Source organism: Chlorobium sp., from assembly GCF_021740465.1.
In the GTDB taxonomy this organism is placed as follows: domain Bacteria; phylum Bacteroidota; class Chlorobiia; order Chlorobiales; family Chlorobiaceae; genus Chlorobium.
This window is the reverse complement of record NZ_JAIOZR010000030.1, coordinates 1-24,790: the sequence shown is the minus strand read 5'-3', so window position 1 is coordinate 24,790 and position 24,790 is coordinate 1. Positions and strand designations below refer to the sequence as shown.

Genomic DNA, 24,790 nt, shown 5'->3' with positions numbered 1-24,790 from the left:
CCATGGGGACTCAAGTCCCAAGGCCATCTGAAAAAGGGTAAGGTCGTTCATGAGCGTACTGGTTACTGGCTTAGTTGGTTACACCACAATATACGCTTCTGATATCATCACCCACTTGAAACAGCGAGGAGCCAAAAAACTTTCCTCCTGAGCATCGAAGAGATGGAGAACATGCAGAAAACCCTGAAATTGTAAACGGATCCGGCAACCATAATCCATTTTTCGGCTCGAGCATCCTCAACCTCACATCCTTATACCCTGACACCATGGGCAAAAGTCTCCTGATTGTCAAAAATATCGCTCATGAAGGCCCCGGGTTACTTGAAACGGAGCTGCAGCGCAGCTCCGTCATCACGGAAACGGTAGATCTCTCGACAGGATGCCATTTCCCCGACCCCCTTGCCTACGACGCCCTTATCATACTCGGCGGACCGCAGAGCGCAAACGATACAACAAAGCAGATGCAGCAGGAAATCGAACAGGCCAATAGGGCGCTCCAGGCAGGACTGCCCGTTCTGGGCATCTGTCTCGGACTGCAGGTACTGGTAAAGGCCGGAGGAGGAAGCGTTGTTGAAAGCCCGGTCAGGGAGACAGGTTTTTTCGATCATGAAGGAGAGCCTTTCCTTGTTGAGCTTACCGACGAAGGCAGAAAAGATCCGCTGTTCGGAAACATGAACCGGACATTCCGGGTTTTTCAGCTGCATGGCGAAACCGTGAAGCTTGCCGCTGGCATGCAACTGCTGGCCCGGGGAAAACACTGCATAAATCAGGCCGTTCGGATCGGCAGCAATGCGTACGGCCTGCAGTGCCATTTTGAACTGACTCCAGCGATGCTTTCAGAGTGGTGCCGGCTTGATCGTGATCTCGGGAAAATGGACGGCGCGGAACTTGCCAGGCAGTTCGAGGCGGTGAGAAAGGAGTACACAGCAACAGGGCTGCTGGTGATGCACAACTTCCTCCACATTGCCGGAATTCTCTGAAGCAAAACCGGCAATACAGAGGCTTTCAGACCCTTTTCGGATAGCCTGCTACTCTATGACAAGATCGATCGTCCTTCTCTGCATATCGACTGTATGCACCTTCACCTTTACCCGTTGACCGATCTGCAGCCTTTTTTTACGGCGCTTGCCGACAAGCGAGTAGGTGGTTTCGTCATACTCATAATAATCGTCGGTCATATTGCGCATATGTACAAGGCCTTCGATGGCAAAATCCACCATGCGCACATAAATGCCGTATTCCGTAGCGCCTGAAATGACTCCGGGATAAACCCTGCCGATATGGCTGGCCATGTACTCGACCTGCTTGAGCTTGATCGATTCCCGTTCTGCCTCGACGGCACCTTTCTCTCTCTCGTTAGAAATGCGGCTGGTCTGCCGAATCTTCTCCTGCAACTCGCCAAGACGCTTTTCGGTCATTTTCTTCTTCTTTGTTCGAAGGTACTCGTACTCGAAGAGCAGGCGGTGCACAACCAGATCGGGATAACGCCGGATCGGTGAAGTGAAATGGGTATAGTGCTCGAATCCAAGCCCGAAATGCCCGGTATTCTCATCGGTATAGATAGCCTTCGACATGCAGCGAAGTACCAGCTCGTTTACCAGAAACTCCACGTTGGAGCCATGCACCTGCTGCAGAAGCTGCCGAAGAGCTTTTGCTGTCACCACCGGCCCGTTCTTCTCCCTGTTGAGCTTGAGCGAATAGCCGATCTTCCGCACAAAGTTCGCAAGCACAAGCACCCGCTCCTGCTGCGGCGAGTCATGAACCCGGTAGATTACCGGCTGAGCATTCTTCTTGCGTTCGCGGAAGGTTTTCGTGAGATACTCGGCGACCTTTCTGTTTGCAAGCAGCATGAACTCCTCGATGAGCCGGTGGCTTGAAAGTCGTTCTTTCTTGATAATTTCTACAGGTTCTCCCTTGCTGCCGAGCCTGAAACGCACCTCCTCGGTTTCAAAATCCAGGCCTCCGTGCCGAAAGCGCTCCTCGCGCAGCTCAATGCTGATCTTTTCAAGCAGCTGCAGTTCCGAAGCGTAATCACCCTTGCCGTTGAGCAGGATCTCCTGAACGTCCTCATAGGTAAAGCGCCGCTTCGAATGAATGACCGTTTTATGAAACTCATGGCTTTTGACCTCTCCACTGGCGGTCATGGTGAAAAACACACTGAAAGCCATCCTGTCCACTCCGGGGTTGAGGCTGCACACCTCTTCGGAAAGACGCGAAGGGAGCATGGGGATGACCCGATCGACAAGATAGACCGAGGTGGCACGCTTCATGGCCTCCCGATCGAGGGGTGAATTCTCCGGCACATAGTGCGAAACATCGGCAATGTGCACACCGATACGGTACAGGTTCTCCTCGAGCGTCTCGACGGAAAGTGCGTCATCGAAATCTTTCGCATCGACAGGATCAATGGTAAAGACGGTTTTATCGCGCATGTCGAGCCGTTCGGCCAGATCGGCATCGGTAATGCCCTCCCTGATGGTTTCGGCATGGCTGACCAGCTCGGCGTCGAAGGTTTCGTCGATGCCGTGATTGCGGGCTATCGCGCTCACCTCAACCCGCGAATCGCCGGCTGAGCCCAGAATTTCCAGAACGCGCGCCTGAATGATGCCCGGTTTGCGGAAATCCAGATCGCCTACCAGCACCTTCTGGCCGTCCACAGCACCGGAGGCCTGTTTGATCGGAACGATGATCTCCGGAAGCAGTTTGCGCTCATCCGGCTTGAGGGTAAACTTACGGTTCGCGCGGATCAGGGTGCCGACGATGGAGGTCACCCTCCGGCTCACGACACTGACTACGATACCCTCGCACCGCTGGTGGGGAGTGGACTTCGAAGAGTAGGTCTCGGGAACCTTTGTCACCACAACCTCCACCTCGTCGCCGTGTATCGCCGAATTCATGTCCACGGCCTTTACGAAGATGTCGTCGTCGAAACCCTCGACATCGATGAACCCGTAACCGTTGGGATGGGTCGAAATGCGTCCGGAGTATGTCTGATCGACCTTGAACTGCTCCTTGCCCGGAGCGGGAAACTGCCTGGTATGCTCGAGCACGTCTTCATAGGTGGCCGGCTCCATGCACTGCATGCCGTAACAGCGGTTCGAGTCCTTGTCGAGCGTCCCATCCTCCTGCAGCTTGTGCAGTACATACCAGAATCCGGGAAGCTGACGGGATTCCGTATACCCCATCTGCCGGGCAAGATCGACGGATCTGAACCGCTCGCCGTCGTGATCGGCCAGAAAATTTACAATTTCGGCCGCAAGAGAACTTTCACCCCTCTTGAAAAGAAATTCATTGATCAGAATATGATCGTTGGGTCTTACCCTGTCACCGGTAAGGGGTGCCGGCCGGCTTCTCCTGTCACCGGATGCTCCGGGTTTACGGTTATGACGCTGTCTTGCCACTATTGGATACTGTTTATATTAAAACGTTCTGCCGTTCATGCCGCTCCCGGCTCGTAAGAAACCAAAAAAAACCGTAGGCGTTATCCATTTCAAAGATCCGAAATACGAAGCGGACACTATGTCTTTTTCCGGATAACACCCCGAAACCAACTTCATTACATCATTTAAAACACTTTAACATAATGAAAAGAACCCACAAATATACCCTTGAGACTGGGCTTTTCGTTGTTCTTGCCATACTCCTGCCGTATTTGACGGCCGCAACCGCCCCAAAAAACCCAGAGGCCGACCTCAGCACCGTATCGATCGGAAGCGCAGTCTGGATGGCCGAAAACCCTGCCGTTACCCGTTACCGAAACGGAGAGGAAATTCCACAGGTTGAGGATTCCGCCCTCTGGAATAATCTCATGACCGGAACCTGGTGCCGGTATGAAAACAATAGCGGCAAAACACCTGGCATGTCGATGCTGTGGTGTCAAAAACTGAAACACCGCGACTCCCCTCCACGCCCCAGCGGCCACGGCACATAATAGGCATCACCACAATTATGGGCTGTCGTGAGCAATTCGGCCAGAAGCTCCATTAGGAAGCGTGGGCGGAAAAGCGAAAACGTGACCTGAAAAACCGGAAGGTGCGCCATAGGAGATGAGGATTCCTTGCACCGCATGGGTGAGTGAATCGAAATGCGGCACAGATGCGTGAGGGTATACCCTTCTCTCTGAAGAAAAAGCCTATGCGACAACGCCTCCAGCCGAGCCTTCCTCGCCCGACTGAAGGCAGGAAGGACAGATGACATGCAGCACAACCCTCTTGGCGAGTACGGGAAACTCTTCATAAAGTGCTTCGGGAACCTCGAGGGCGTCATAACCCGCATGCTGAAAATCGATTATTTTGCCGCATCTGATGCAGTGCATATGGTGATGGCTATTCAAATCCGGATCGAAGCGCCGCACACCGGAGGTCGACTCCACGATGGAAATCAGCCCGATAGATGCAAAGATCAGCAGCGTACGGTTGACCGTTTCGAAAGAGATATTTGGAAAATCCTTTTTTATCAATCGGTAAACCTGATCCGCCGAGGGATGGTCGCGGCAATTGCGCAGCATGGTATAGATGGCCGTTCTCTGTGGCGTAATTTTCAGGTTATGGTCCCGGCATACCGCAACAAAGCGATCGGCATCACCAACGACGTCATTCATGGTGATCATAACAGACTCCAGTAATTCGGATGGTTCCCCCCGCCTGCTTCAGACAAAAGGATTCCGCTTCGGAATAAAACAGGACTATTCTTATCATGTTAACAATATACAACTCTCCTCAGTGATTCAATTGCCGCCATCAGGTATTTTCAAAAAAACCTAAAAAAGATTTGTTCTTATTTAGGAATAAATCTACATTATTTCCGTAAACAAAAAAAAGAAGTACGAAAGAGCGAAACAAAAACACAAACAAAGGAGATGACAAACATGTCAGAACATTTCGAAGACCAGTACTATTACAGTGAAGCCGGCATGCCGCTTCTCGGAGACGATTTCCCGGAAATGAAGGTGCAGACCACCCACGGCCCGATGAACATCCCGGGGGATCTCAAAGGTTCCTGGTTTGTGCTCTTCAGCCATCCGGCCGATTACACCCCGGTCTGCACAACCGAGTTCCACGCATTCCAGGAACGTATGGCTGATTTCGACAAGCTTGGCTGCAAGCTCGTCGGCATGTCGGTCGATCAGGTCTTTTCACACATCAAGTGGGTAGAGTGGATAAAGGATAACCTTGACACCGAAATCACCTTCCCGATCGTTGCGGCCAACGACCGTATAGCAATGCAGCTCGGCATGCTGCATCCGGGAAAAGGGTCGAACACCGTCCGAGCGGTCTTTGTGGGCGACCCTGAAGGAAAGGTACGCCTCATTCTCTATTACCCGCAGGAAATCGGTCGGAACATCGACGAAATAGTCCGAGCCGTCAAGGCTCTGCAGGTTTCCGACGCCAACAAGGTCGCCATGCCGGCAAATTGGCCGTCGAACACCCTTCTCAAGGACCGGGTGATCATCCCGCCGGCAAACAATATCGAGGACGCAAAAAAACGTCCGTCCCAGTACGATTGCTACGACTGGTGGTTCTGCCACAAAGCGCTCTGAACCAGAAAAGACGGAAGTCGAACATAAAAAAGCCGGGAAAGCGTCATGCTTTTCCGGCTTTTTTATGTTCGACCGTGCGGTTGGAAAACCGCCGTTTACCTGTTCCGCCTCTTTTTGAGCAGCTTGCGGGCCTCGCCGTAACCGGACTCGGAAGACAGGCGCAGATCTGAAAGCATTCCCTTCCGGTTGCCAAGCTCCCCGCGCACGATACCTCTCAGAAAATAAGCTTCGCCGTACCGCTTCCTTTTTTCAAGAGCCTCGGAGCAATCGGCTTCGGCACCTGCATAATCGGATAGTTTTACCCTCACCAGCGCCCTCCGGTAAAAAAGCTCGGCACTCCCGGCCTGCAGTTCGATCGCCCTGTTGTAGTCATCGAGCGCACCCCTGAAGTCGTTGGTCCTGATACGAGCGACCGCCCTTGCGGCATACGCTTCATGATAACCCGGAGCAAGTAAGATCGCCCGACTGAAATCCCCGATAGCGCCCTTGTTATCGCCTGTAGCTGAACGGGAGATTCCGCAGTAGTAGTAGGGCTGGGCATAATTGCGATTGTAGGAGATTACCATCAGAAAATCCCGGAGCGCGGCTTTGTGGTTCGAGAGCTGCTGCCGGGTCCGTCCGCGGTTGAACAGCGCTTCGGGATAATACGGCTTCAGGGAGATCGCGCTGTTGAATTCGTCGAGGGCGCTGAAATGGTCCCCCAATGCCACTCTGGCCAGTCCGATATTGTTGTACACCTCCGGCAGAACCGCATTGATGCGCAGCGCCTGGCTGTAATCAACAATGGCCTCGCTATAACGGCCGGCTTTCGCCCTGGCAAGCCCCCGGTTATTGTAGGCCGCAGCCATGCCTGAATCGAATTTCAGGGCTTTGCCGTAATCGGCCACAGCCCCGTCATAATCCCCCAGGGCGGCTTTGCACAATCCCCGGTTATTGTAGGCTTCAGCAGACTGCGGATTGCTCTCGATCACCCTGGTGTAGGCCTCGACCGCACCGGAATAATTGCCTTTACGGTATTGCAGCCAGGCTTTTATCATGGCGGCGTCGCCGCCGGCAGCAAGTACATTACCGACGGCGATCGGCAGCATGAGCATGAGCAGCAAAAAAAGCCTTGACGTTTTCATCGCAAACTCGTTAGCAATAAGGCAGCGACCCCTTTCGGCCCTGCATTCACTGCGCACTGCCGTCGTTGCCCGATTTCTGTATCCGATAAAATCTCACGCAGTACTCCGCAAACGAGTATGAGAGCATCAGCACGGAAAGGTACATGAAAAACTCCTGAATCGGGTAGCGCTGGAAAACGGGATGAGGCCAGACCATGCTGATAAACATCATCGAAACAAACCCCACGGCCCACTTGCCCGGCCAAAGCGACGTCGTCAGCACGCTGTGCCGGTAGCGAATATAGGCCGCCCCGGAGAAAATAAGCACATCGCGCAGAATGGCGAACAGAACGAACCAGAGCGGAAGCTTGCCGACCCAGAGAAAATACAGGGCGGCACTTGCAAGGCAGAGCTTGTCGGCAAGCGGATCGAGAATCTTGCCCATCTCGGAAACATCATTGGTCCAGCGTGCCGCGCGCCCGTCAAACCAGTCGCTCAGCACCGCAGCAACCATAAGAATAATGGCTACCGTCAGGTTTCCGGCATGATAATAATAGAGAAACCACGGTATCAGGAAAATCCTCAGAAGACTGAGAAAATTCGGCAGATTGACGATATGACCTTCCACAAGTTGTATAGTTTTATTCACATATTCACCGCAAAGGCCCGCCGTTCCGGCCGGCAGCTCATTTCTCAACGCACGATCATATCGGGACGCGACGCAACAAACTGCGCCCAGTTCTTCTTCCGGCTTCCGGCACCGGGAGCGCAAGCAGCCCCTGCCGCGCAGGCGCCGTTTCCGGTTTTAAGGAGATCACACAGCGCTATACCGAGCGCGTCGGTAACATCGTTGGTTTCAGGGGCTTGCCGAATCTGCAATATCCGCTGCACCATAAAGGCGACCTGCTGCTTGCTGGCCGAACCTCTTCCCGTAACCGCAGCCTTCACTTCGCGGGGGGCATACTCCACCAGTTCAAGTTGCCGATTCACTGCCAGAGCGATAACCGATCCCCTGACCTGGCCAAGTTTCAGCGCCGACTGGACATTTCTGCTTACAAACACGGTTTCGATCGCAGCCCGCGAAGGGTTGTGCGCACTGATCACCGCATCGAGCTTCCGGTAAATCTCCCCTATCCTTTCGGCGTGTGTCCTGCGGGAGTTAAGCCGGATCACGCCGCATGCAAGCACATGAAAATCCGCATCCTCCTGCCGGATTACCCCATACCCGGTAAAGAGGCTGCCGGGATCAACCCCGATCACCACCATCCGGGGCTACCCGTTCAAAGTGTTCATGGCCTTTTCGCTGATCTCCATATTGCTGTAGACCGCCTGAACATCGTCATTGCCCTCGAGCGCATCGATCAGCCGGATCACCTTGCCGGCGTCGTCGGCTTCGAGCTCGATATAGTTTTCCGGAACAAGATCGATCTTGGCGTTTTCATAGGCGATCCCGACATCTTCAAGGGCTTTTTTTACAGCCTCGATATCCCGAACATCACAGAGCACCGTGTAGTAAGCTTCATCATCGCTGTCGAGATCTTCAAGACCGGCATCGAGAAGAAGCTCCATCAGGCGATCCTCTTCAGCAGCGGTTTTCAGCACCTCGATCGATCCTTTGCGATGGAACATCCAGCCGACACTGCCACTCTCGCCAAGAGAACCGTTATTGCGACTCATGATATGGCGGATTTCGGCCACGGTACGGTTACGGTTGTCGGTTGCGGTTTCGATAATCAGCGCTATTCCCGCCGGGCCATACCCCTCGTAGGTTATCTCGTCGTAACTGGCCCCTTCAAGTTCGCCCGTTCCTTTCTTGATCGCCCGCTGAATATTGTCCATCGGCATGGAATTCATTCTGGCCGTATCGATAGCGAGGCGAAGGCGCGGATTTCCTGAAGGATCGCCGCCGCCCATTCTGGCCGCAATGGTGATCTCTTTTACCAGCTTGGTGAACAGGTTCCCTCTTTTCTGATCGGTAGCGGCTTTCTTCCTTTTGATAGTCGCCCATTTACTGTGTCCTGACATGATGAAAAATCACTGATTTAAAATTCCGGGGAGTACACCCGTTTTCGATAATAGACTTATATTCTTTCAGAAAAGACAAATTCAACGGCTTTTGCCGCAAGTTAACTACAAGAACAAAGAATGACAAACTGGATGATCGCCTACCAGGGTGAACCCGGAGCATACAGCGAAATCGCCGCGCTCAGGCTCGGCGAACCGAAACCCTGCGAAACCTTCGACGAGGTTTTTGCCGCTGTTGAGAACCACGAAGCCGATTACGCGGTCATCCCGATCGAAAACTCTCTCGGGGGCAGCATCCACCACAACTATGACCTCCTTCTCGAGCATCCGGTCGTCATTGTAGCCGAAACGTTCGTCAAGGTGGAACACTGCCTGCTGGGACTTCATGGTTCATCGGCCGATTCGGCTGAAAAAGTGCTCTCGCACCCGCAGGCGCTTGCCCAGTGCCGAAATTTCTTCAGCACGCATAAAAACCTCAGGGCGGAAGTAGCCTATGATACCGCCGGAAGCGCGAAAATCATCTCAGCCGGAGGAGACCCGGCAAAACTCGCGATCGCTTCGAAACGCGCCGGCGAACTATACGGCCTTGAAATCCTTGAGGAAAACCTTGCCGATGAAGAGTGGAATATCACCCGGTTCTTTTGCATCACCCATGCCGACAATCCGGTTTCGCCACACATGATAAAACTGCCCGAAACCGCCCAGCAGAAAACCTCGATCGTGTTCACCCTGCCGAACGAACAGGGCTCGCTTTTCAAGGCCCTGGCCACTCTGGCACTGCGCGACATCGATCTCACCAAAATCGAATCGCGTCCGTTTCGTAAAATAGCTTTCGAATACCTCTTCTACATCGACTTCATCGGACACAGGAATGAACCGAACGTCGAAAACGCCCTCCGCCACCTCGGTGAGTTCGCTACCATGGTAAAGGTTCTCGGCAGTTATGGAGTCATCGCATGACAAGCCCGCGACAATTCGATTTTTTCACTTCCGAAAACCCCGGTACGGATCCGGACGCTCCCAGGGAGACTCCGGCAGGAAAGCCGAAGCTCTTCCTGCTTGACGGCATGGCCCTGGTCTACCGGGCATTCTTCGCCCTCCAGCAGGCCGGCATGAAAACCCGAAACGGCATCCCGACAGGCGCCATGCACGGCTTCGCCTCCGCCCTGCTGAAAATTTACGAAACCTGGCACCCCGACTATCTCGCCGTCGCATTCGACAGCCGCGAGAAAACCTTCCGTCACGACCTGTACGAACCCTATAAAGCCAACCGGCCTTCCCCACCCGAAGATCTGCTCGTGCAGATCGAGGCGATCATCGAGCTCATAGACGCCTTCGAGATACCACTCATCAAAATGCCCGGATATGAGGCTGACGACCTCATAGGATCGGCGGCAAGAAAGTTTGCCCCGCACTGCCGCGTCTATATCGTTACGCCCGACAAGGATCTCGCCCAACTGGTTCACGACGGCATAACCATGCTCAAGCCGTCGAAAAAACAGATCGAGCTCGAACCTTTCGGCAGAAACGAAATCAGGGAGCAGTTCGGCGTCGAACCCGAACGGTTCATCGACCTGCTCACCCTTACCGGTGACACTTCCGACAATATTCCCGGAGCCAGGGGAATCGGCCCGAAAACAGCTGCATCCCTGTTGCTCAGGTACGGCACGCTCGACAATATCTATGGTCATATCGGTGAACTCCCTCCTAAAACACAGGCGAGCCTCGAAGCCTTCAAACCCCAGCTCGATCTCATCCGGCGTCTGGTTACCATCAACACAGACCTCGATATCGAACTGGAACTTGAAAGCCTTGCCTGCAAACCCCCCCGGGAGGGACGCCTCATACCGCTGCTCAGCCGCTTCGAACTCAAAGCCGTCGCCGCACGGTTGCCGACCGTTTTTCCCGGCATCGCCGCTCTTCCGGAAAATCTGTCCGCTCACGAAGCCAATCCTGAGGCTTCCGACGCGGAGCCCCAACTCAGTTCCCCGCTCGAAGGGGCCGACTACCGGCTGATCGAAACGGCTGAAGGGGTCAGGGAGCTGGCCGGAAAACTCGAACGGGCCGAAACCTTTGCCGTCGACACCGAAACCACGAGTCTCGATACCTTTCAGGCAGAACTTGCCGGCATCTCGTTCTCCCTCAGGCCGAAAGAGGCCTTTTTCGTCTATTTCGGCAAAGGGGGTCTTGACATCCCCTCGACGCTCGACATCCTGAAACCGGCCCTGGAGAACCCCGCCATCGGCAAAACGGGCCAGAACCTCAAGTACGACCTGCTTGTCCTGAAAAACTACGCCATATCCCTCTCACCGGTGGCTTTCGACACCATGCTGGCAAGCTATGTGCTCGACCCCGAGAGCAAACACAATCTCGACGACATGGCGGCGCGCCACCTCCGTGTCAAGACAACCACCTTCGACGAACTGACCGGCGAGGGAAGAAAAAGATTACCCATCCATGAGGTTCCACCCCGGCAGCTTGCCGACTATGCGTGTCAGGACGCCGATATCGCACTCCAGCTCGAGAAAGTCTTTGCGGGAAAACTGCAGGAAGATGAAAGGCTGCTCAGCCTCTGCCATACCATCGAGTTCCCGCTCGTAGAAGTGCTTGCCGGGATGGAATATCAGGGCATCTCCATCGATACACCCCATCTTGCCGTCTGCGCAGAACTGGTCAACGCACAGATTGCAGGACTCAGAGAGCGCATATACGAAAAAACCGGTTCGGTCTTCAACCTCGACTCGCCCAAACAGCTCTCGCATATCCTCTTTTCAGTACTGGAGCTGCCGACGAAAAAAACCACCAAAACCGGCTATTCCACCAACGTAGAGGTGCTCGAGGAGCTCGCCCCGCTCCACCCGGTTGCCGGCGACCTGCTCGAATACCGGAGCCTGCAGAAGCTCAAAACCACCTACATCGACGCTTTGCCGAAAATGATAAACCCGAAAACGGGTCGGCTGCACACCTCTTTTAACCAGTACATCACCGCCACAGGAAGGCTCTCTTCGTCAAATCCTAACCTGCAGAACATTCCGGTACGAACTCCTGCAGGCAGGGAGATCCGCCGGGCCTTCATTCCCTCGAATCCGGAAAACCTGATTCTCTCGGCCGACTACTCCCAGATCGAGCTTCGCATTGCGGCTGAAATATCGGGCGATGAAAAACTCATCGAAGCATTCCGCCAGAGAGAGGATATCCACAGCGCGACGGCAAGGGTCATCTTCAACACCCCGGAAATCACACCCGACATGAGACGCAAGGCAAAAGAGGTGAACTTCGGCGTGCTCTATGGCATTCAGCCGTTCGGTCTCTCCAGAAGGCTGAACATAACGCAGAAAGAGGCAAAAGCCATTATCGAAGTCTACACCTCGAAATATCCCGGACTCTTCCTGGCGCTGCAGGAGATTATCGCCGAAGGAAAACGCAACGGGTATGTAACAACCCTGCTCGGACGTCGCCGCTACATCGCCGACCTCAACAGCCGCAACTCCATCCGCCGGAAAGCCGCCGAACGGGCAGCCATGAACACGCCGATTCAGGGAACCGCCGCCGACATCATCAAATGCGCCATGAACCTTTGCAGCAGGCGGATCAGGGAAAACGGCATGAAATCGGTGATGCTGCTGCAGGTCCACGACGAGCTGCTTTTTGAAACGACCCTTGCCGAAAAAGAGCGGCTGCAGGCTCTGGTCGAAACCGCCATGATTGAAGCAGCAAGGTTCTGCGGCATCAATATGGTTCCGGTAGAGGTCGATACCGGCACGGGAAAAAACTGGCTGGAGGCTCATTAGGGCGTTGATTTATAAAAAAAAGTTTTTATATATTATTCAATTAAAAAAAGGCTTACCTGACCGGACAATCAATCCTGCACTGCATGTTTTCAGCAAAACTGTTTTTCAGCCCGGCCGGGCACGGCGGCAAAAAGCAGACTGCAAGGGGAACGACTGTTCCGGACTGCAGTCGCCTGGTGAGAGCCATTCTGGTTTTTATCTGCTTTTTCACCATTCCGTTCTCCAGCGTCCTCCGGGCCGAAGAGAGAGCCCCCGACGTAGAAAAATCAGCTGAAGGGCTTCTGGCCTCCACCGAAGAGATGATCGAACATCTTATCCTCCAGATCGACCGCCAGAAAGAGAGCGATGAGGAGATCGCCGAGCCTGAAGAGAAGAACAACCGTCCCTATTTTTCATCAATACCCAACATCAAACCGGTCAACGGCCGCGTCACCAGCGCATTCGGCATGCGCATGCACCCGGTCTACAACAGGGTACTGTTTCATTCGGGAACGGATTTCTCGGCTGCCGAAGGCTCAAGGGTCCATGTGACCGGCGATGGAATCGTTACCTTTTCAGGTTATGATGGAGGGTACGGTCAGAAAGTCACCGTCAGCCACGGTTACGGCTTCAAGACCGTTTACGCGCATCTCTCCCGCTCTCTTGTCCGTCAGGGACAGCGGGTGACGAGAGGAGAAATCATCGCCCTGTCCGGAAATACCGGCGTTTCTACAGGCCCTCATCTCCATTACGAAATCCACAAGAACAACGTCAAGGTAAATCCTGCGGCGTACTTCTTTGACGACAGCAACCCCGACAAGTTCATAACCCGACAGCATCCGACAGAAAACGCTGACGGCAGCAACTCCTAACCCGATTAATTCAAGCGCTTTACTATGTACTGGAATCTGGATCTCGCACGATATATAGCAGATGCCCCCTGGCCGGTTACAAAAGATGAACTTCTCGATTACGCAAACAGAACGGGGGCGCCCCAGCAGGTTATCGAAAACCTGCACGACCTGCCGGAATGTGATGAAATTTACGAAAGCATTGACGAGGTATGGCCCGACTATCCTACCGATGAAGATTTCTGTTATGGTGACGAAGAGCTGTTAAACTGAAGCAAATACCTTCCCGTGTGTTTTCAATAAGAACGCTCCTCAGGGCAATCGCCGGTATTCTGGTCGTTGCCCTTTTTTTTACCGGAGCATCGGCATCTTCCGCACAGGAAAACCCTGAAAAAGCACCGGGCACTCCCGGCTCTTCAGCCGTCTACGTCAACTCCATCCGTTTCACCGGCAACAACGCGGTACCTCACGAAGAGCTCCGGCAAATCATCGTCACCGCCGAACCATCATCATTCCTCGGTCTCGGCCTTTTCGGAAAGTCGAAAAAACCCTTCAACCCCGACGACTTCCAGAGAGATCTGGGTATCATCAAAAAGCTCTATACCTACAAGGGCTATTTCTTCGCCGATATCCGCTCATCGATGCAATACCGTGACAACGGCCACAAAACCGATATCCTCATATCGATAACCGAGAATGAACCAGCCAGAATCGATTCGCTGTCATGGAGCGGGCTCGAAGCCATCGACGAACAGCTTAAAGGACGCTACGTCGCCTCAAGCATCCTGAAAACAGGAGAAAACTTCTCCGTAGAGAAACTCATCGGGGAACGGGACCGGACCATGACCTTTTTCCGTGAAGAGGGGTACACCTTCTTCCACGAAGACAGCATCCGCATAAAAGTCGACACCGTAGGCGCTAACGCGGGAATTCTCTACAAAATCAAACTGCCGGAAAAGCTGGTATACGGGCCGGTGAACGCCGTCGTGCACAACCCGGTAAGAAATGACACCAGCAGCGGGAAAACCCGTTTTCTCGCAGACAACATACCGGGCATCATTTTCGGCAAACAGAAAATACGGCCGGAGCTCATCACCAGTGCCGTGGCCTTCCGTGAAGGCCAACTCACCCGAGAGAGCCTCGAGCAGGAGACCCTGCAGAACTTCGGCAAAACCAATCTCTTTTCATCCATCATCGTCCGGCCCGACTCGGTCCGCCAGGGGCGCCTCTTCACCACGGTGCACCTTGAGCCCGCGCCGAAACACCAGATCGAACCGAAACTGCTGGTCGACAACCGCTACGGATCGCTCTTCTTTGGAGCTTCGCTCGCCTACGAAAACCGGAATCTTTTCGGCGGAGCCGAACAGTTGAAGGTCGCGACCGAATTCGGCACCCAGACCAGCTACAGCAACAACCTGCTCGATAATCTCCAGGAAGAGGACTACGACAAGTTCATCCCTTACGAGCTGAGCCTGAAAACCAGTCTCGTCATGCCGGTGCTGAAAAAGCCGGACAACGTCTTTTCGGCATACCTCGAATATTCCGAGTCTACCCTGCCCATTCTGCTTTCCAGCCGGAACGGGCTGCTGCGGGGCACCTACAGCTCGAAACTCGGCCCATCTTCTCGTCTCAGCTTCGACTTCTTCGAATTCGAATGGGTGCAGAAAGATTCGCTCAGAGGGTTCAGAAAGCTCTTCAAAACCGATCTGGCCGAAAACATAGGCATCGACCCGGCAAACGACGCCGCTGTCGATGCAGGCATCGACAGCCTGCTGGAAACCCGCGTCAACCAAACCTTCAGGCTCCGCTACAACTACACGAATCTGAGCACGGCACGACCGGGAAAAAACATCTGGAACCTCGATTTGCTTCTTGAAGAGTCGGGAAGCCTCGCATGGCTCATCGACGAATTCATCGATACCGGAAGCCATTCAGGGTTCACCGACAGCGATCCGCAGATTTTCGGAACCGCTTACTCCCAGTACGTCAAGGCCGAAACCAAGCTCGGCTTCACCCGAAACCTCTCGCCTGAACGACAGCTTGCCGGAAGGCTGCACCTCGGCTGGATGATGCCGTACGGAAAAGCCGAAACCACTCCCGAAGAGCGGAGGTTTTTCGCCGGAGGCGCAAACAGCATGCGTGGCTGGCTTTTCAACACGCTCGGGCCCGGCAGCAGTGCAAGCGAAGCCGCGGCGAACTTCGGCGCCGACATCAAGATGGAACTCGGCCTCGAATACCGTTGGAAGTTCTTCAAGCTGTTCGGTCAGCCCTCGGGCATAACCTTCTTTACCGATATCGGCAATATCTGGGACAGCAGCGGCCCCTACGGTCTCAGCCTGGACTCGCTCCTCAGCGATTTCGCCTGGGATTTCGGTGTAGGCCTGCGGGTAGGCTCGCCCATCGGCCCCTTCCGTTTCGATTTCGCCTGGAAAATCCATGATCCGGCCGAACAGGACGCCTGGAGGATTCTCGACTGGAGCCCTCTCGACTACACCTTCAACTTCGGCATAGGAGAAGCATTTTAATTCTTTCATTCACTTAAGTACCAAACCGCAATGTCCGGAACATCCACCCTTCTTGCGCCATCCATCCTCTCCGCGGATTTCACCGATCTGCGCACATCTGTCGCCCTTGCCGAGAAAGCCGGTGCCGACTGGATGCACTGCGACGTCATGGACGGAGTTTTCGTGCCGAACATCACCTTCGGCCCCTTTATCATCCAGGCCGTAACGGCCTGCACCCGGATGATCATCGACACCCATCTGATGATCACCGATCCCGACCGCTTCATCGCCGACTTCATCAAGGCTGGATCGCACCAGATCACCGTTCATCAGGAGGCCTGCCCGCACCTGCATCGCACCGTGCAGTACATCAAAAGCCTCGGCGCAAAAGCCGGTGTTTCCATCAACCCTGCAACGCCGATTTCGACCCTCGAATCCATTCTCCCCGATCTCGATCTGGTACTCCTGATGTCGGTCAACCCCGGATTCGGCGGGCAGAAGTTCATTCCCTCATCGGTTGAAAAAATCGCGAAACTGCACGCCATGCGCAACGGGATGAACCCCGGCATGGTGATCGCCGTAGACGGTGGTATAACGGAAGAAAATGCGGAAGCTGTGGTAGGGGCCGGCGCTGATGCGCTGATTGCCGGTACGGCGTTCTTCAAGGCTCAGGATCCGGTAGCGACAGCTGCTAAACTCAGGGGACTGTGCCGATAAGCGCCGCAGCAGGTTTCCGGCGGCGGTCTCAGGAGCCAGTCAGGGCTTTTGCCAGGTAACCGTATGCAGCTCATTGCTCACATAAAGCCCTTCTCCGATCAGCACGGCATCAAATGATGCCTGCCGGAGAAGGGCTATATCGGCAGCTGTTTTCAGACCGCTTTCCGCTACTGCCGTCACCCCTTCCGGAAAATGTCGCCGGAGTTCGACCGACGTGTCGAGACTGACGCTGAAATCCTTCAGGTTCCGGTTGTTCACCCCGATAATGCGAGCTCCCGCCCTGGCCGCAGTGTCGAGCTCCTTTCTGTCGTGAACCTCTACAAGAGCCGCAAGGCCGGTTTCCAGGGCAAGCTGCAGGTAATCGGCGAGCTGCGATGCGTCGAGAGCTGCAACGATCAGGAGCAGGGCATCGGCACCAATCAGGCGCGACTCGTAAATCTGGTGTTCGTCGATAATGAAATCCTTGCGCAGCACAGGCAGCGTAAACTCTGATTTCACCGCCTGGAGGTAATCGTTCGATCCCTGGAAAAAGAGCCTGTCGGTCAGCACGGAAAAAGCCGCCGCGCCCAGTTCGCTGTAGCGACGTGCAATGGCGACCGGATCGAAATCATGCACGATGATTCCTCGCGAAGGGGAGGCTTTCTTGATTTCTGCGATAAGACGGATGCCGTCTCCCGAAGCTTTCAGGTTGCCCCTGAAATCCCGGCACGGCTGGAGGTCACCCTGCAGCTCCAGGTAGCGCTGCAGGGGCTTCTGTTTTTTCAGTTCGGCAACTTCACCGCGCTTCTCGTCGAGTATCCTCTGAAGATAGGTCATAGGAAACTACTCCGCGGCGGCAAGTTCCCTGAGTTCCGCTTCGAGCTCCACGATCTGGCGGATGTTGTCGAGGAACCACGGATCAATTTTCGTCGCCTGATGCACCTCCTCGACCGTCGCCCCAGCCTGGAAGGCATAGCGCAGATAGAACATCCGGTCGGCTTTTGGCACCTTTATCTTCTCGAGAATATCCTCCTTGGCAAACATCTTCTGTTGCTGGGTCATATCTACGACGTTCATGATATCCTTGCCGTCGGAACCGAGCCCGGCACGACCGATTTCAAGACCACGCAGCGACTTCTGCAGAGCCTCGCGGAAGTTGCGCCCAAAAGCCATGACCTCGCCAACCGACTTCATCTGCACGCCGAGACGCGCATCGACATTCTTGAACTTCTCGAAATCCCAGCGGGGAATCTTCACCACGCAGTAGTCGATAACCGGCTCGAAGCTGGCCGGCGTCGATTTCGTGATGTCGTTGAGAATCTCGTCGAGCGTATAGCCCACCGCAAGCTTTGCTGCGACCTTTGCGATAGGGAAACCGGTCGCCTTGGAAGCGAGAGCTGAACTGCGCGAAACGCGCGGGTTCATTTCAATCACCACGATGCGGCCGTTCTCGGGGTTGATGGCAAACTGGATGTTGCTGCCGCCGGTCTCCACGCCAATCTCCCTGATAATACGGATAGATGCGTCCCTGAGCACCTGGTACTGTCGGTCGGTCAGCGTCTGGGCCGGAGCCACGGTAATGCTGTCGCCGGTATGCACACCCATCGGATCGACGTTCTCTATTGAACAAACGATGATCACGTTGTCGGCAAGATCGCGGATCACCTCGAGCTCGAACTCCTTCCATCCCACCAGGCACTCTTCGACAAGCACCTCGCTGATGGGGCTTTCGGCAAGTCCCCTGCGCACGGCTTCGTAGTAGTCCGACTTGGTTTCGGCAAAACCGCCGCCGGTGCCGCCAAGCGTGAACGAAGGCCTGATGACGATCGGCAGACCGATCTCCTCAAGCGCCTCCCTCGCCTCCTTTTCATTGCGCACAAAGAAGCCCTTGGCCATTTCAAGGCCGATTTTCTTCATCGCATCGCTGAAAAATTCGCGGTTCTCGGCCTTTCGGATAGCCCTAAGTTTCGCGCCGATCAATTCGACGCCGTTGCGTTCGAGAATGCCAGATTCGGCAAGGCTGACAGCCGTATTGAGAGCTGTCTGGCCTCCCATGGTGGGCAGGAGCGCGTCGGGCTTCTCCTTCTCGATGATTTTGCGAACGTAATCCGGAGTTATCGGCTCAATGTAGGTCGCGTCGGCCATCTCGATATCGGTCATGATGGTCGCGGGATTGCTGTTGACCAGAATAACCCGGTAGCCGTCCTCTTTAAGCGCGCGACACGCCTGGGTTCCCGAATAATCGAATTCGCAGGCCTGACCAATCACGATAGGACCCGCCCCGATCACTAAAATTGACTGTATATCTTCCCTCTTTGGCACTGTTTTCCCAGGGTTTATGACTTGGTAAGCTATTTTCGAACGTAATGTACAAAATATTCAGGAGAGTTTCCGTTCACTTTGCCCGGGCTGCGGAACGCTACTCGATAATCCTGATCGGCTCCTGGTGAAACCCTCCGGAATCCCTTCTCAGCCATGCCGTAACCTCTTTCGGAAGACCGTTGATAAGCGAAATGATCAGCATGGTATGGCCGGGTTTGGCGAAATCGACGTCGTTCTGCGAAGGTACCGCCGGGGAGTTGATATGCGAGTGGTAGGAACCCACAATTTCGTAGCCGAGAGCACGCGCCTCCCTCTCGACATCGTAATACTCGGTGGAAGAAATTTCGAATCCGTGCTCGCGACCGTAATAGAGGCAGTTCCGGCAAGGGGCGATTTCATGAACCACATTGTCGATATTGCCCCGGTGATCGACATATTTTTTTCCTGCGAGCAAACCACAGCACTCATAGGGCTGCTCCCTGAAACCGTGTTCCTGAATAATCTCGAATTTGCGCCGGGGTAGCTTCATACGGCAAGCGATTGAATGAAAAGATAAAAGAGTTACAGCGCTTTGGCCCCTATATCCCTGCGGTAGTAGGCTCCGTCGAAATGAACCCGTCCCACAGCCCGGTAGGCCCTCTCAAGGCACACCTTCAGGTTCGGGCCGAGAGCCGTCACCGACAGCACCCTTCCTCCGGAGGTCACCAGACGCCCGTCGTCGAGAACCGTGCCTGCATGAAAAATCATCACTTCATCCTGGCTTTCGGCACCGGAGTCGATGGTAATGACCCGGCCGGTTTCAAACACGTCCGGATACCCGCCTGAAGCAACAACCACTGTGGCCGCCGATCCGGGATGCATCTCGAAAGGCACCTCATCGAGACCCCCGTCCACACTCGCCAGAAGTGCATCGAACAGGTCGCTTTTCAGAAGCGGCAGCACCACCTGCGTCTCCGGATCACCGAGACGGGCGTTGAACTCCACCACCGAAGGCTCCCCACCCTCTATCATCAGCCCGACATAGAGAAACCCCGTATAAGGCGAACCCTCCGAGGCCATACCTTCGAGGGTCGGCCGTATGACGCGCTCCTCGACCTTGCGCATCACCTCGGGGGTCACGAGCGGCGCGGGCGCGTAGGCACCCATTCCCCCCGTGTTCTTGCCGGTATCCCCATCCCCTATCCGCTTGTGATCCTGGGCGGAAAGAAAGAGCCGATACCGGCACCCGTCACAAAGGGCGAACACGCTGGCCTCCTGGCCTCGCAGGAAATCCTCGATAACCACCTCATCGGCAGCGCTGCCGAAAATGCGGTCGTCGAAAATCTCCCTGAGGGCCGAAAGAGCCTCGTTCCGGCCATCGGCCACTATCACGCCCTTGCCGGCGCACAGGCCGCTCGCCTTGATCACCTGAGGAAAATGCTCCTCGCCAAGCGACCCGATATGGGCCATAGCGCTCTCCTTGCTACCGAACACCCGATACCCGGCGGTAGGAATACCGTGGCGACGCATGAACTCCTTCGAAAACACCTTGCTCGACTCCAGCCTTGCCGCAGCCTGAACTGGACCCACCACCTTCATGTCCGCTTTCCGGAAAAGATCGACCAGCCCCATCTCGAGCGGCTGCTCGGGGCCAACCACCGTCAGGCCGATCCCGCTTTCACGGGCGAAGACGAGCAGTTCGTCGAGCTGGACGGCCTTCAGCGGAACATTGCACACCTTGCCTCCCATGAGGGCGGTGCCCCCGTTTCCCGGAGCAACAAAAACCCTTTCCACCCGCGGGCTTGCGGCTACTGCCCGAGCAAAGGCATGTTCGCGTGCTCCGCTTCCGATAATGAGGACATTCATTGCTTTAGAGGTATAAGTGCAATGGCCAGAAGTGACCATAGGGTTTATCAATCCCGGATTATTAAATTACCATCGTTTTTCCGGCAGGCAAGGATGTATATAAAACAGGATGTACAAAAAAAACAACTAAAAAATTTTCGCGGGATAACAGAAGAATGCCAAAAACCGAGCAATTCGAAGGTAGACGCAGATGAGTGTGCTGAGCTCCATTTACCACAGGCTGCTTCCGATCCTGCTTCCTCTGCTCTTCAGGAGCCTGAAAATATCCGTCGCCTCATACCCGGAATCGGCCCCTGTGCCCGCGAAAGCTGCGCTTTTTGCGTTCTGGCACGGCAAGATGATCACTGGCTGGCTGCTGGCCCGCAGACTCTTCGCCAGCCGCCCCGTAAGCGCGGTGGTAAGCCTCTCTGAAGACGGCGCCCTGCTCTCCGGCACGCTTGCCGAACTCGGTTTTTCGCTCATCAGGGGATCGAGCTCCAGAGAGAGTGCAAAGGTCCGCGAAGCCATCACCGGAACCCTCGAACGGGGCGGCGTGGTCGCCATAACCCCTGACGGGCCGAGAGGACCGCACCACAGCTTCAAATACGGCTCCCTACGCCTCGCATCCCAGAACCGCTCTCCGCTCATCTTCGCCTCGATACACTACTGCACGGCGTGGCGACTGAAAAGCTGGGACAGGTTCGAAATCCCCAGACCGTTCAGCCGGGTCAAGGTAACCCTGCACCACATCGAAGTTCCCGAATTCGCCGACGAGGAGGAACTGCGCTGCTACTCCCGGCAACTCTCCGAAAAGTTCAGCCATGAGTGACACCCTGGATTTCCTGCGAAAACCCGCAGCCCTCCTCTACCGGGAAGTGATCCGGCTGAGAAACCTCGCGTTCGAATGCGGGTTCCTTAAAACGTGGCATGCCCCGCTGCCTGTCATCTCCATCGGTAACATCACGGCAGGAGGCACCGGAAAAACCCCTCTTGCCGACTGGATCATCGGCTACTACCGCTCCATCGGCCAGACACCCGCGCTCCTGTCTCGAGGATATGGACGCTCCACCAAAGGGGTAGTGATGGTCGCCGATGGGCGGCGCATCCTCTGCGGCAGCCGTGAAGCCGGCGACGAACCCCTCATGCTTGCCGCAAAAAATCCCGGCACCATAACCGTCGTTGCCGAAAAACGCAAAGAGGGAGTGAAGTTCATACTGGAGCGCTTCAGGGAGCAGCCACCCTCCGTCATCATACTCGACGACGCCTTCCAGCACCGCCAGATCGCAAGGGATCTCGACATTGTAGTCATCAATGCCGGTGAAGCCTATTTCAATGCCGGAATGCTGCCCGAAGGGCGGCTGCGCGAACCGCTCGCCAACATCAGGAGAGCCGGGCTCGTGGTGCTCAACAAGATTACCGACCGGAAAATTGCCGACGCCATAGCAATCGACCTGAAGAAAACCGGCATTCCGATAGTAGAGGCGAGAACGGAAGCAGCTGAACTGGCACCCTTCGGCGCCGATATGTGTGCAGAAAATACCGCTGGCATGCGCATGCTGGCCTTTGCCGGAATCGGCTCCCCCGAAGGATTTCTCCTAAGCCTGCAGGAGCGGGGCATCAGAGTCGAAGCACACCGCTTTTTCAGGGACCATGAACCCTACTCGAGGGAGAAACTGCTCCCGATACTCCTGGAGGCCGAAAAGAAATCGCTCTCGCTGGTCACGACCGAAAAAGACTACTATCGGCTGCTCGGCGAACACGAGCTCATGGCCATACTCTCCGTACGACCCTGTTACTACCTGAAAATCCGGACGGAGTTCGTCAAAGGAAGGGAAACGCTCGAAACCTTGCTGAAAGCCGCCATCCACTCCCGGAACACGGAGAGAGGGCTCACTCCTTGACGATCTTCGACAGCTCCCTGAAACGGTCGCCCGAAGCCACACGCTGCAGTTCGAAAATCGCCATCTCCGTGCTGGTCAGGCTGCCGCCGGCCTTCTCGATGCAGTGGATGCCGATATTGCGGTTCGATTCGCTTCTCGAGGAGACAGCATCGGTGACCAGATGCACATTGTAGCCGAACTCGATCAGCTCCACCGAGGTCTGGTAGACGCACACATGCGTCTCCATGCCGGCAACGAGAATCTCGTTCCGCTTGAACAGGCGAAGGCGCTTCATGAACGGTTCGGTTGCACAGCAGCTGAAGGTTATTTTCTCGACCGGCTCGATATCGACGAGCAGCTCCTTCAGCGAAGCTACGGTTGCACCGAGCCCTTTGGGATACTGTTCGGTGTAGAGCACCGGAACATCGAGAACAGCACAGGCCCTGACGAGTTTTTTTATATTGGTCTCCACCAGCTCCGGCTGATGAACGCTCTGGGCAAGCTTTCCCTGGATGTCGATAAGAAGCAGAAGGGTTTCACTGGGAACGATCATGATGCGTTTCGGGATAATAACGTTGACGGATACGATGACGCCTGAAGGAAGCGATCCCCGGCGAATAAACAAATAAAACTACAAAAAAGTAACTTTCAAAGCAGAGAGAAACACCGAACCACGTGACAAACACCGACACACAAACACCGGCCCCCCGACAATCCGGAAAACGCGGCGAGTACCTCGTCGTGCTGCAGTTCATCCTCATGGCGACATTCGTCGCCACTCCGGTCTGGCCGGAGCACACAGAAGCGGCCTTTCCTCCCGGCGCCACCCCTCTCCGCTGGGCGGTTATCGCCGTCTGCTGGAGCGCGGCACTCCTTCTGGGAGGGCTGGGATCGCACCATATCAGGGAGTACCTTACCCCGCTCCCCTACCCGGTCGATCACAACCAGCTGGTCACCACCGGCGTCTACGGCCTGGTGCGCCACCCGCTCTACGGCAGCCAGCTTCTGGCTGCACTGGGATGGGCGGTTTTCAGTACAAGCCTTTCACACCTGCTGCTGCTCCTCGTCGCAGTCATCTTTTTCAGCTTCAAGGCGTCGAAAGAGGAGAGGTGGCTCACCGAAAAGCACCCGGAATACGCCGACTACGCGAAAAAAACAAGGAAGTTTATCCCGTGGATCTACTGAAAGGTACCTCTATTTATTTGTTCCGAAGCATGTTTGCGGCGTTGGGCGGTGCTCTAAATCCTCATGTACTAACATGTACATTCCGGTTTCTGCGCTCCGTCCGCCTTGCACTCAGGCTTCTCACGACAATAAATAGAGGCACCGTAATATGCAGACTGTTGTTTACTTTAAATCAAATATTTGAAATGCAATCGACTGTATCAAAGAATCTTCAGAACCAAATAAGCTAAAGTGATTCAAACAATGATCACTCAAATATGCAAGGGCCGGTTTTCGATCTTTTACAGGAAGAATTAACTTGGTAAGCTCTCCTATATTTTCCAGAGCAAGGGCATGTTCTGAAAAAAATATCTTTCTGCTCTCCTCATCATATCGGGTAGCGATTGTGAAACGTGTTTTTTGCAAAACGTGCCGTTTATCAGTACTCAGGAATCGATCCTGAATTGTTACGATTGGCTCATGATCAAGTTGAGAACGACTATTCCTTTTTCTAAAAATGTATACAGCTGGATTCTCTTTTTCTGATCCTATATAAGCAAAATATGCGGCAATAAAAGGAGATTCCGTCCAATCAAGCAATGGGGACGGATAGCCGTAATGCCTCAAATACACCAGAAAATCAAGCATAGGAAGGCGAACCCAAGGAGGATCATCATTTATTGTTTTAATTTCTTTCTGTAACTCTTCAAATGTTGGGAGTACCCATTTTTTACCTGTAACTGATTCTATTTGTGTAGAAATACGAAGACACTCATTCAAATAGAGCTCAGATAAATACTCTTTATATTCCGTTTTTCTTTCCAAAGTTGACTGAAGAGACCAACTTTCGCTTGATTGACCTCGATACATAAATTCGGATGTTGCAGCATTATGATTTTTCGAAATCTCATCAAGAAAATCATCCCAGCCACTTAATCTTTTCTCATTCATCTTCATCAATCAACTATTTAATACTGGCTCCTCGCTATTTCAAGTGGGTAAGCCAAAATTAAGCTTCCCGCTGATCAGGTAGATCATATTGATGAGATTTTTGGTAGTGCGGTAACCCCGTGCCCGTGCTTTGGCCGCCTGGATGAGGCTATTGATTCCCT

At 54.4% G+C, this 24,790-nt stretch carries 24 protein-coding genes; 12 read left to right on the top strand and 12 right to left on the bottom strand.

The window, feature by feature from the left end; all coding sequences use genetic code 11:
* The first annotated feature begins 266 nt into the window (after nt 1-266).
* Nucleotides 267-980, top strand: a complete 714-nt coding sequence (locus K9G39_RS10580; RefSeq protein ID WP_292004890.1) for a type 1 glutamine amidotransferase — start codon at nt 267-269, stop codon at nt 978-980.
* A gap of 48 nt (nt 981-1,028) precedes the next feature.
* On the opposite strand, the gene rnr is transcribed toward K9G39_RS10580, so the two are convergent.
* Nucleotides 1,029-3,401 (bottom strand): ribonuclease R, encoded by a 2,373-nt coding sequence (gene rnr / locus K9G39_RS10575; protein WP_292004889.1) that lies wholly within the window; start codon nt 3,399-3,401, stop codon nt 1,029-1,031.
* Between the two features lie 182 nt (nt 3,402-3,583).
* Between rnr and K9G39_RS10570 the strand changes: the two genes are divergently transcribed.
* On the top strand, nt 3,584-3,931 hold the full coding sequence (locus K9G39_RS10570) for a hypothetical protein (protein ID WP_292004888.1): 348 nt from the start codon (nt 3,584-3,586) through the stop codon (nt 3,929-3,931).
* 201 nt (nt 3,932-4,132) lie between these two features.
* Here the strand turns inward: K9G39_RS10570 and K9G39_RS10565 are convergent, their stop codons facing one another.
* Entirely contained in the window at nt 4,133-4,609 is a 477-nt protein-coding gene (locus K9G39_RS10565) for a transcriptional repressor (RefSeq protein WP_292004887.1), read from the bottom strand.
* A 258-nt stretch (nt 4,610-4,867) separates the two neighbouring features.
* Here K9G39_RS10565 and K9G39_RS10560 point away from each other — a divergent pair, with 258 nt between their 5' ends.
* Nucleotides 4,868-5,539, top strand: coding sequence for a peroxiredoxin (locus K9G39_RS10560; protein WP_292004886.1), 672 nt, complete (start codon nt 4,868-4,870; stop codon nt 5,537-5,539).
* Between the two features lie 95 nt (nt 5,540-5,634).
* Here the strand turns inward: K9G39_RS10560 and K9G39_RS10555 are convergent, their stop codons facing one another.
* The 4 genes from K9G39_RS10555 to K9G39_RS10540 form a co-directional block, all read right to left on the bottom strand.
* Complete coding sequence (locus K9G39_RS10555; RefSeq protein WP_292004885.1) at nt 5,635-6,663, bottom strand: tetratricopeptide repeat protein; 1,029 nt, start codon at nt 6,661-6,663, stop codon at nt 5,635-5,637.
* A 46-nt stretch (nt 6,664-6,709) separates the two neighbouring features.
* Complete coding sequence (locus K9G39_RS10550) at nt 6,710-7,270, bottom strand: CDP-alcohol phosphatidyltransferase family protein (RefSeq protein ID WP_292004893.1); 561 nt, start codon at nt 7,268-7,270, stop codon at nt 6,710-6,712.
* A 65-nt stretch (nt 7,271-7,335) separates the two neighbouring features.
* Nucleotides 7,336-7,908, bottom strand: coding sequence for a crossover junction endodeoxyribonuclease RuvC (ruvC, locus tag K9G39_RS10545; protein ID WP_292004884.1), 573 nt, complete (start codon nt 7,906-7,908; stop codon nt 7,336-7,338).
* 6 nt (nt 7,909-7,914) lie between these two features.
* On the bottom strand, nt 7,915-8,667 hold the full coding sequence (locus tag K9G39_RS10540; protein WP_292004883.1) for a YebC/PmpR family DNA-binding transcriptional regulator: 753 nt from the start codon (nt 8,665-8,667) through the stop codon (nt 7,915-7,917).
* A gap of 120 nt (nt 8,668-8,787) precedes the next feature.
* Here K9G39_RS10540 and pheA point away from each other — a divergent pair, with 120 nt between their 5' ends.
* From pheA to rpe, 6 genes are all read left to right on the top strand, one after another.
* Nucleotides 8,788-9,627: a prephenate dehydratase gene (gene pheA / locus K9G39_RS10535; protein WP_292004882.1), complete on the top strand. Its 840-nt coding sequence runs from the start codon at nt 8,788-8,790 to the stop codon at nt 9,625-9,627.
* Entirely contained in the window at nt 9,624-12,458 is a 2,835-nt protein-coding gene (gene polA, locus K9G39_RS10530) for a DNA polymerase I (protein WP_292004881.1), read from the top strand. Before pheA ends, polA begins: the two co-directional genes overlap by 4 nt.
* 83 nt (nt 12,459-12,541) lie before the next feature.
* Nucleotides 12,542-13,309, top strand: a complete 768-nt coding sequence (locus K9G39_RS10525) for a M23 family metallopeptidase (RefSeq protein WP_292004880.1) — start codon at nt 12,542-12,544, stop codon at nt 13,307-13,309.
* Between the two features lie 24 nt (nt 13,310-13,333).
* Complete coding sequence (locus K9G39_RS10520; protein ID WP_292004879.1) at nt 13,334-13,561, top strand: DUF2795 domain-containing protein; 228 nt, start codon at nt 13,334-13,336, stop codon at nt 13,559-13,561.
* 17 nt (nt 13,562-13,578) lie between these two features.
* Nucleotides 13,579-15,813 (top strand): sorting and assembly machinery component 50, encoded by a 2,235-nt coding sequence (locus K9G39_RS10515; RefSeq protein WP_292004878.1) that lies wholly within the window; start codon nt 13,579-13,581, stop codon nt 15,811-15,813.
* A 30-nt stretch (nt 15,814-15,843) separates the two neighbouring features.
* Nucleotides 15,844-16,509: a ribulose-phosphate 3-epimerase gene (gene rpe / locus K9G39_RS10510; RefSeq protein WP_292004877.1), complete on the top strand. Its 666-nt coding sequence runs from the start codon at nt 15,844-15,846 to the stop codon at nt 16,507-16,509.
* A 39-nt stretch (nt 16,510-16,548) separates the two neighbouring features.
* On the opposite strand, the gene trpC is transcribed toward rpe, so the two are convergent.
* The 4 genes from trpC to purD form a co-directional block, all read right to left on the bottom strand.
* Nucleotides 16,549-17,325, bottom strand: a complete 777-nt coding sequence (gene trpC / locus K9G39_RS10505) for an indole-3-glycerol phosphate synthase TrpC (RefSeq protein ID WP_292004876.1) — start codon at nt 17,323-17,325, stop codon at nt 16,549-16,551.
* Between the two features lie 6 nt (nt 17,326-17,331).
* Complete coding sequence (gene carB / locus K9G39_RS10500; protein ID WP_292004875.1) at nt 17,332-18,810, bottom strand: carbamoyl-phosphate synthase large subunit; 1,479 nt, start codon at nt 18,808-18,810, stop codon at nt 17,332-17,334.
* A gap of 97 nt (nt 18,811-18,907) precedes the next feature.
* Complete coding sequence (locus tag K9G39_RS10495; protein WP_292004874.1) at nt 18,908-19,339, bottom strand: M67 family metallopeptidase; 432 nt, start codon at nt 19,337-19,339, stop codon at nt 18,908-18,910.
* A gap of 32 nt (nt 19,340-19,371) precedes the next feature.
* Entirely contained in the window at nt 19,372-20,655 is a 1,284-nt protein-coding gene (gene purD / locus K9G39_RS10490) for a phosphoribosylamine--glycine ligase (RefSeq protein ID WP_292004873.1), read from the bottom strand.
* A 190-nt stretch (nt 20,656-20,845) separates the two neighbouring features.
* Between purD and K9G39_RS10485 the strand changes: the two genes are divergently transcribed.
* Together K9G39_RS10485 and lpxK are read left to right on the top strand one after the other, a co-directional pair.
* Nucleotides 20,846-21,463, top strand: a complete 618-nt coding sequence (locus K9G39_RS10485; protein ID WP_292004872.1) for a DUF374 domain-containing protein — start codon at nt 20,846-20,848, stop codon at nt 21,461-21,463.
* Nucleotides 21,456-22,535, top strand: a complete 1,080-nt coding sequence (gene lpxK, locus K9G39_RS10480) for a tetraacyldisaccharide 4'-kinase (protein WP_292004871.1) — start codon at nt 21,456-21,458, stop codon at nt 22,533-22,535. The genes K9G39_RS10485 and lpxK overlap by 8 nt, the downstream gene beginning before the upstream one ends.
* On the opposite strand, the gene K9G39_RS10475 is transcribed toward lpxK, so the two are convergent.
* Nucleotides 22,525-23,067: a hydrolase gene (locus tag K9G39_RS10475; protein ID WP_292004892.1), complete on the bottom strand. Its 543-nt coding sequence runs from the start codon at nt 23,065-23,067 to the stop codon at nt 22,525-22,527. The two genes, lpxK and K9G39_RS10475, sit on opposite strands and share 11 nt — an antisense overlap.
* 122 nt (nt 23,068-23,189) lie before the next feature.
* Between K9G39_RS10475 and K9G39_RS10470 the strand changes: the two genes are divergently transcribed.
* The gene (locus K9G39_RS10470; RefSeq protein WP_363319391.1) at nt 23,190-23,699 is read left to right on the top strand and encodes an isoprenylcysteine carboxylmethyltransferase family protein; all 510 of its coding nucleotides are present in this window, start codon (nt 23,190-23,192) and stop codon (nt 23,697-23,699) included.
* A gap of 162 nt (nt 23,700-23,861) precedes the next feature.
* On the opposite strand, the gene K9G39_RS10465 is transcribed toward K9G39_RS10470, so the two are convergent.
* Entirely contained in the window at nt 23,862-24,629 is a 768-nt protein-coding gene (locus K9G39_RS10465; RefSeq protein WP_292004870.1) for an FRG domain-containing protein, read from the bottom strand.
* Nucleotides 24,630-24,790 lie beyond the last annotated feature (161 nt).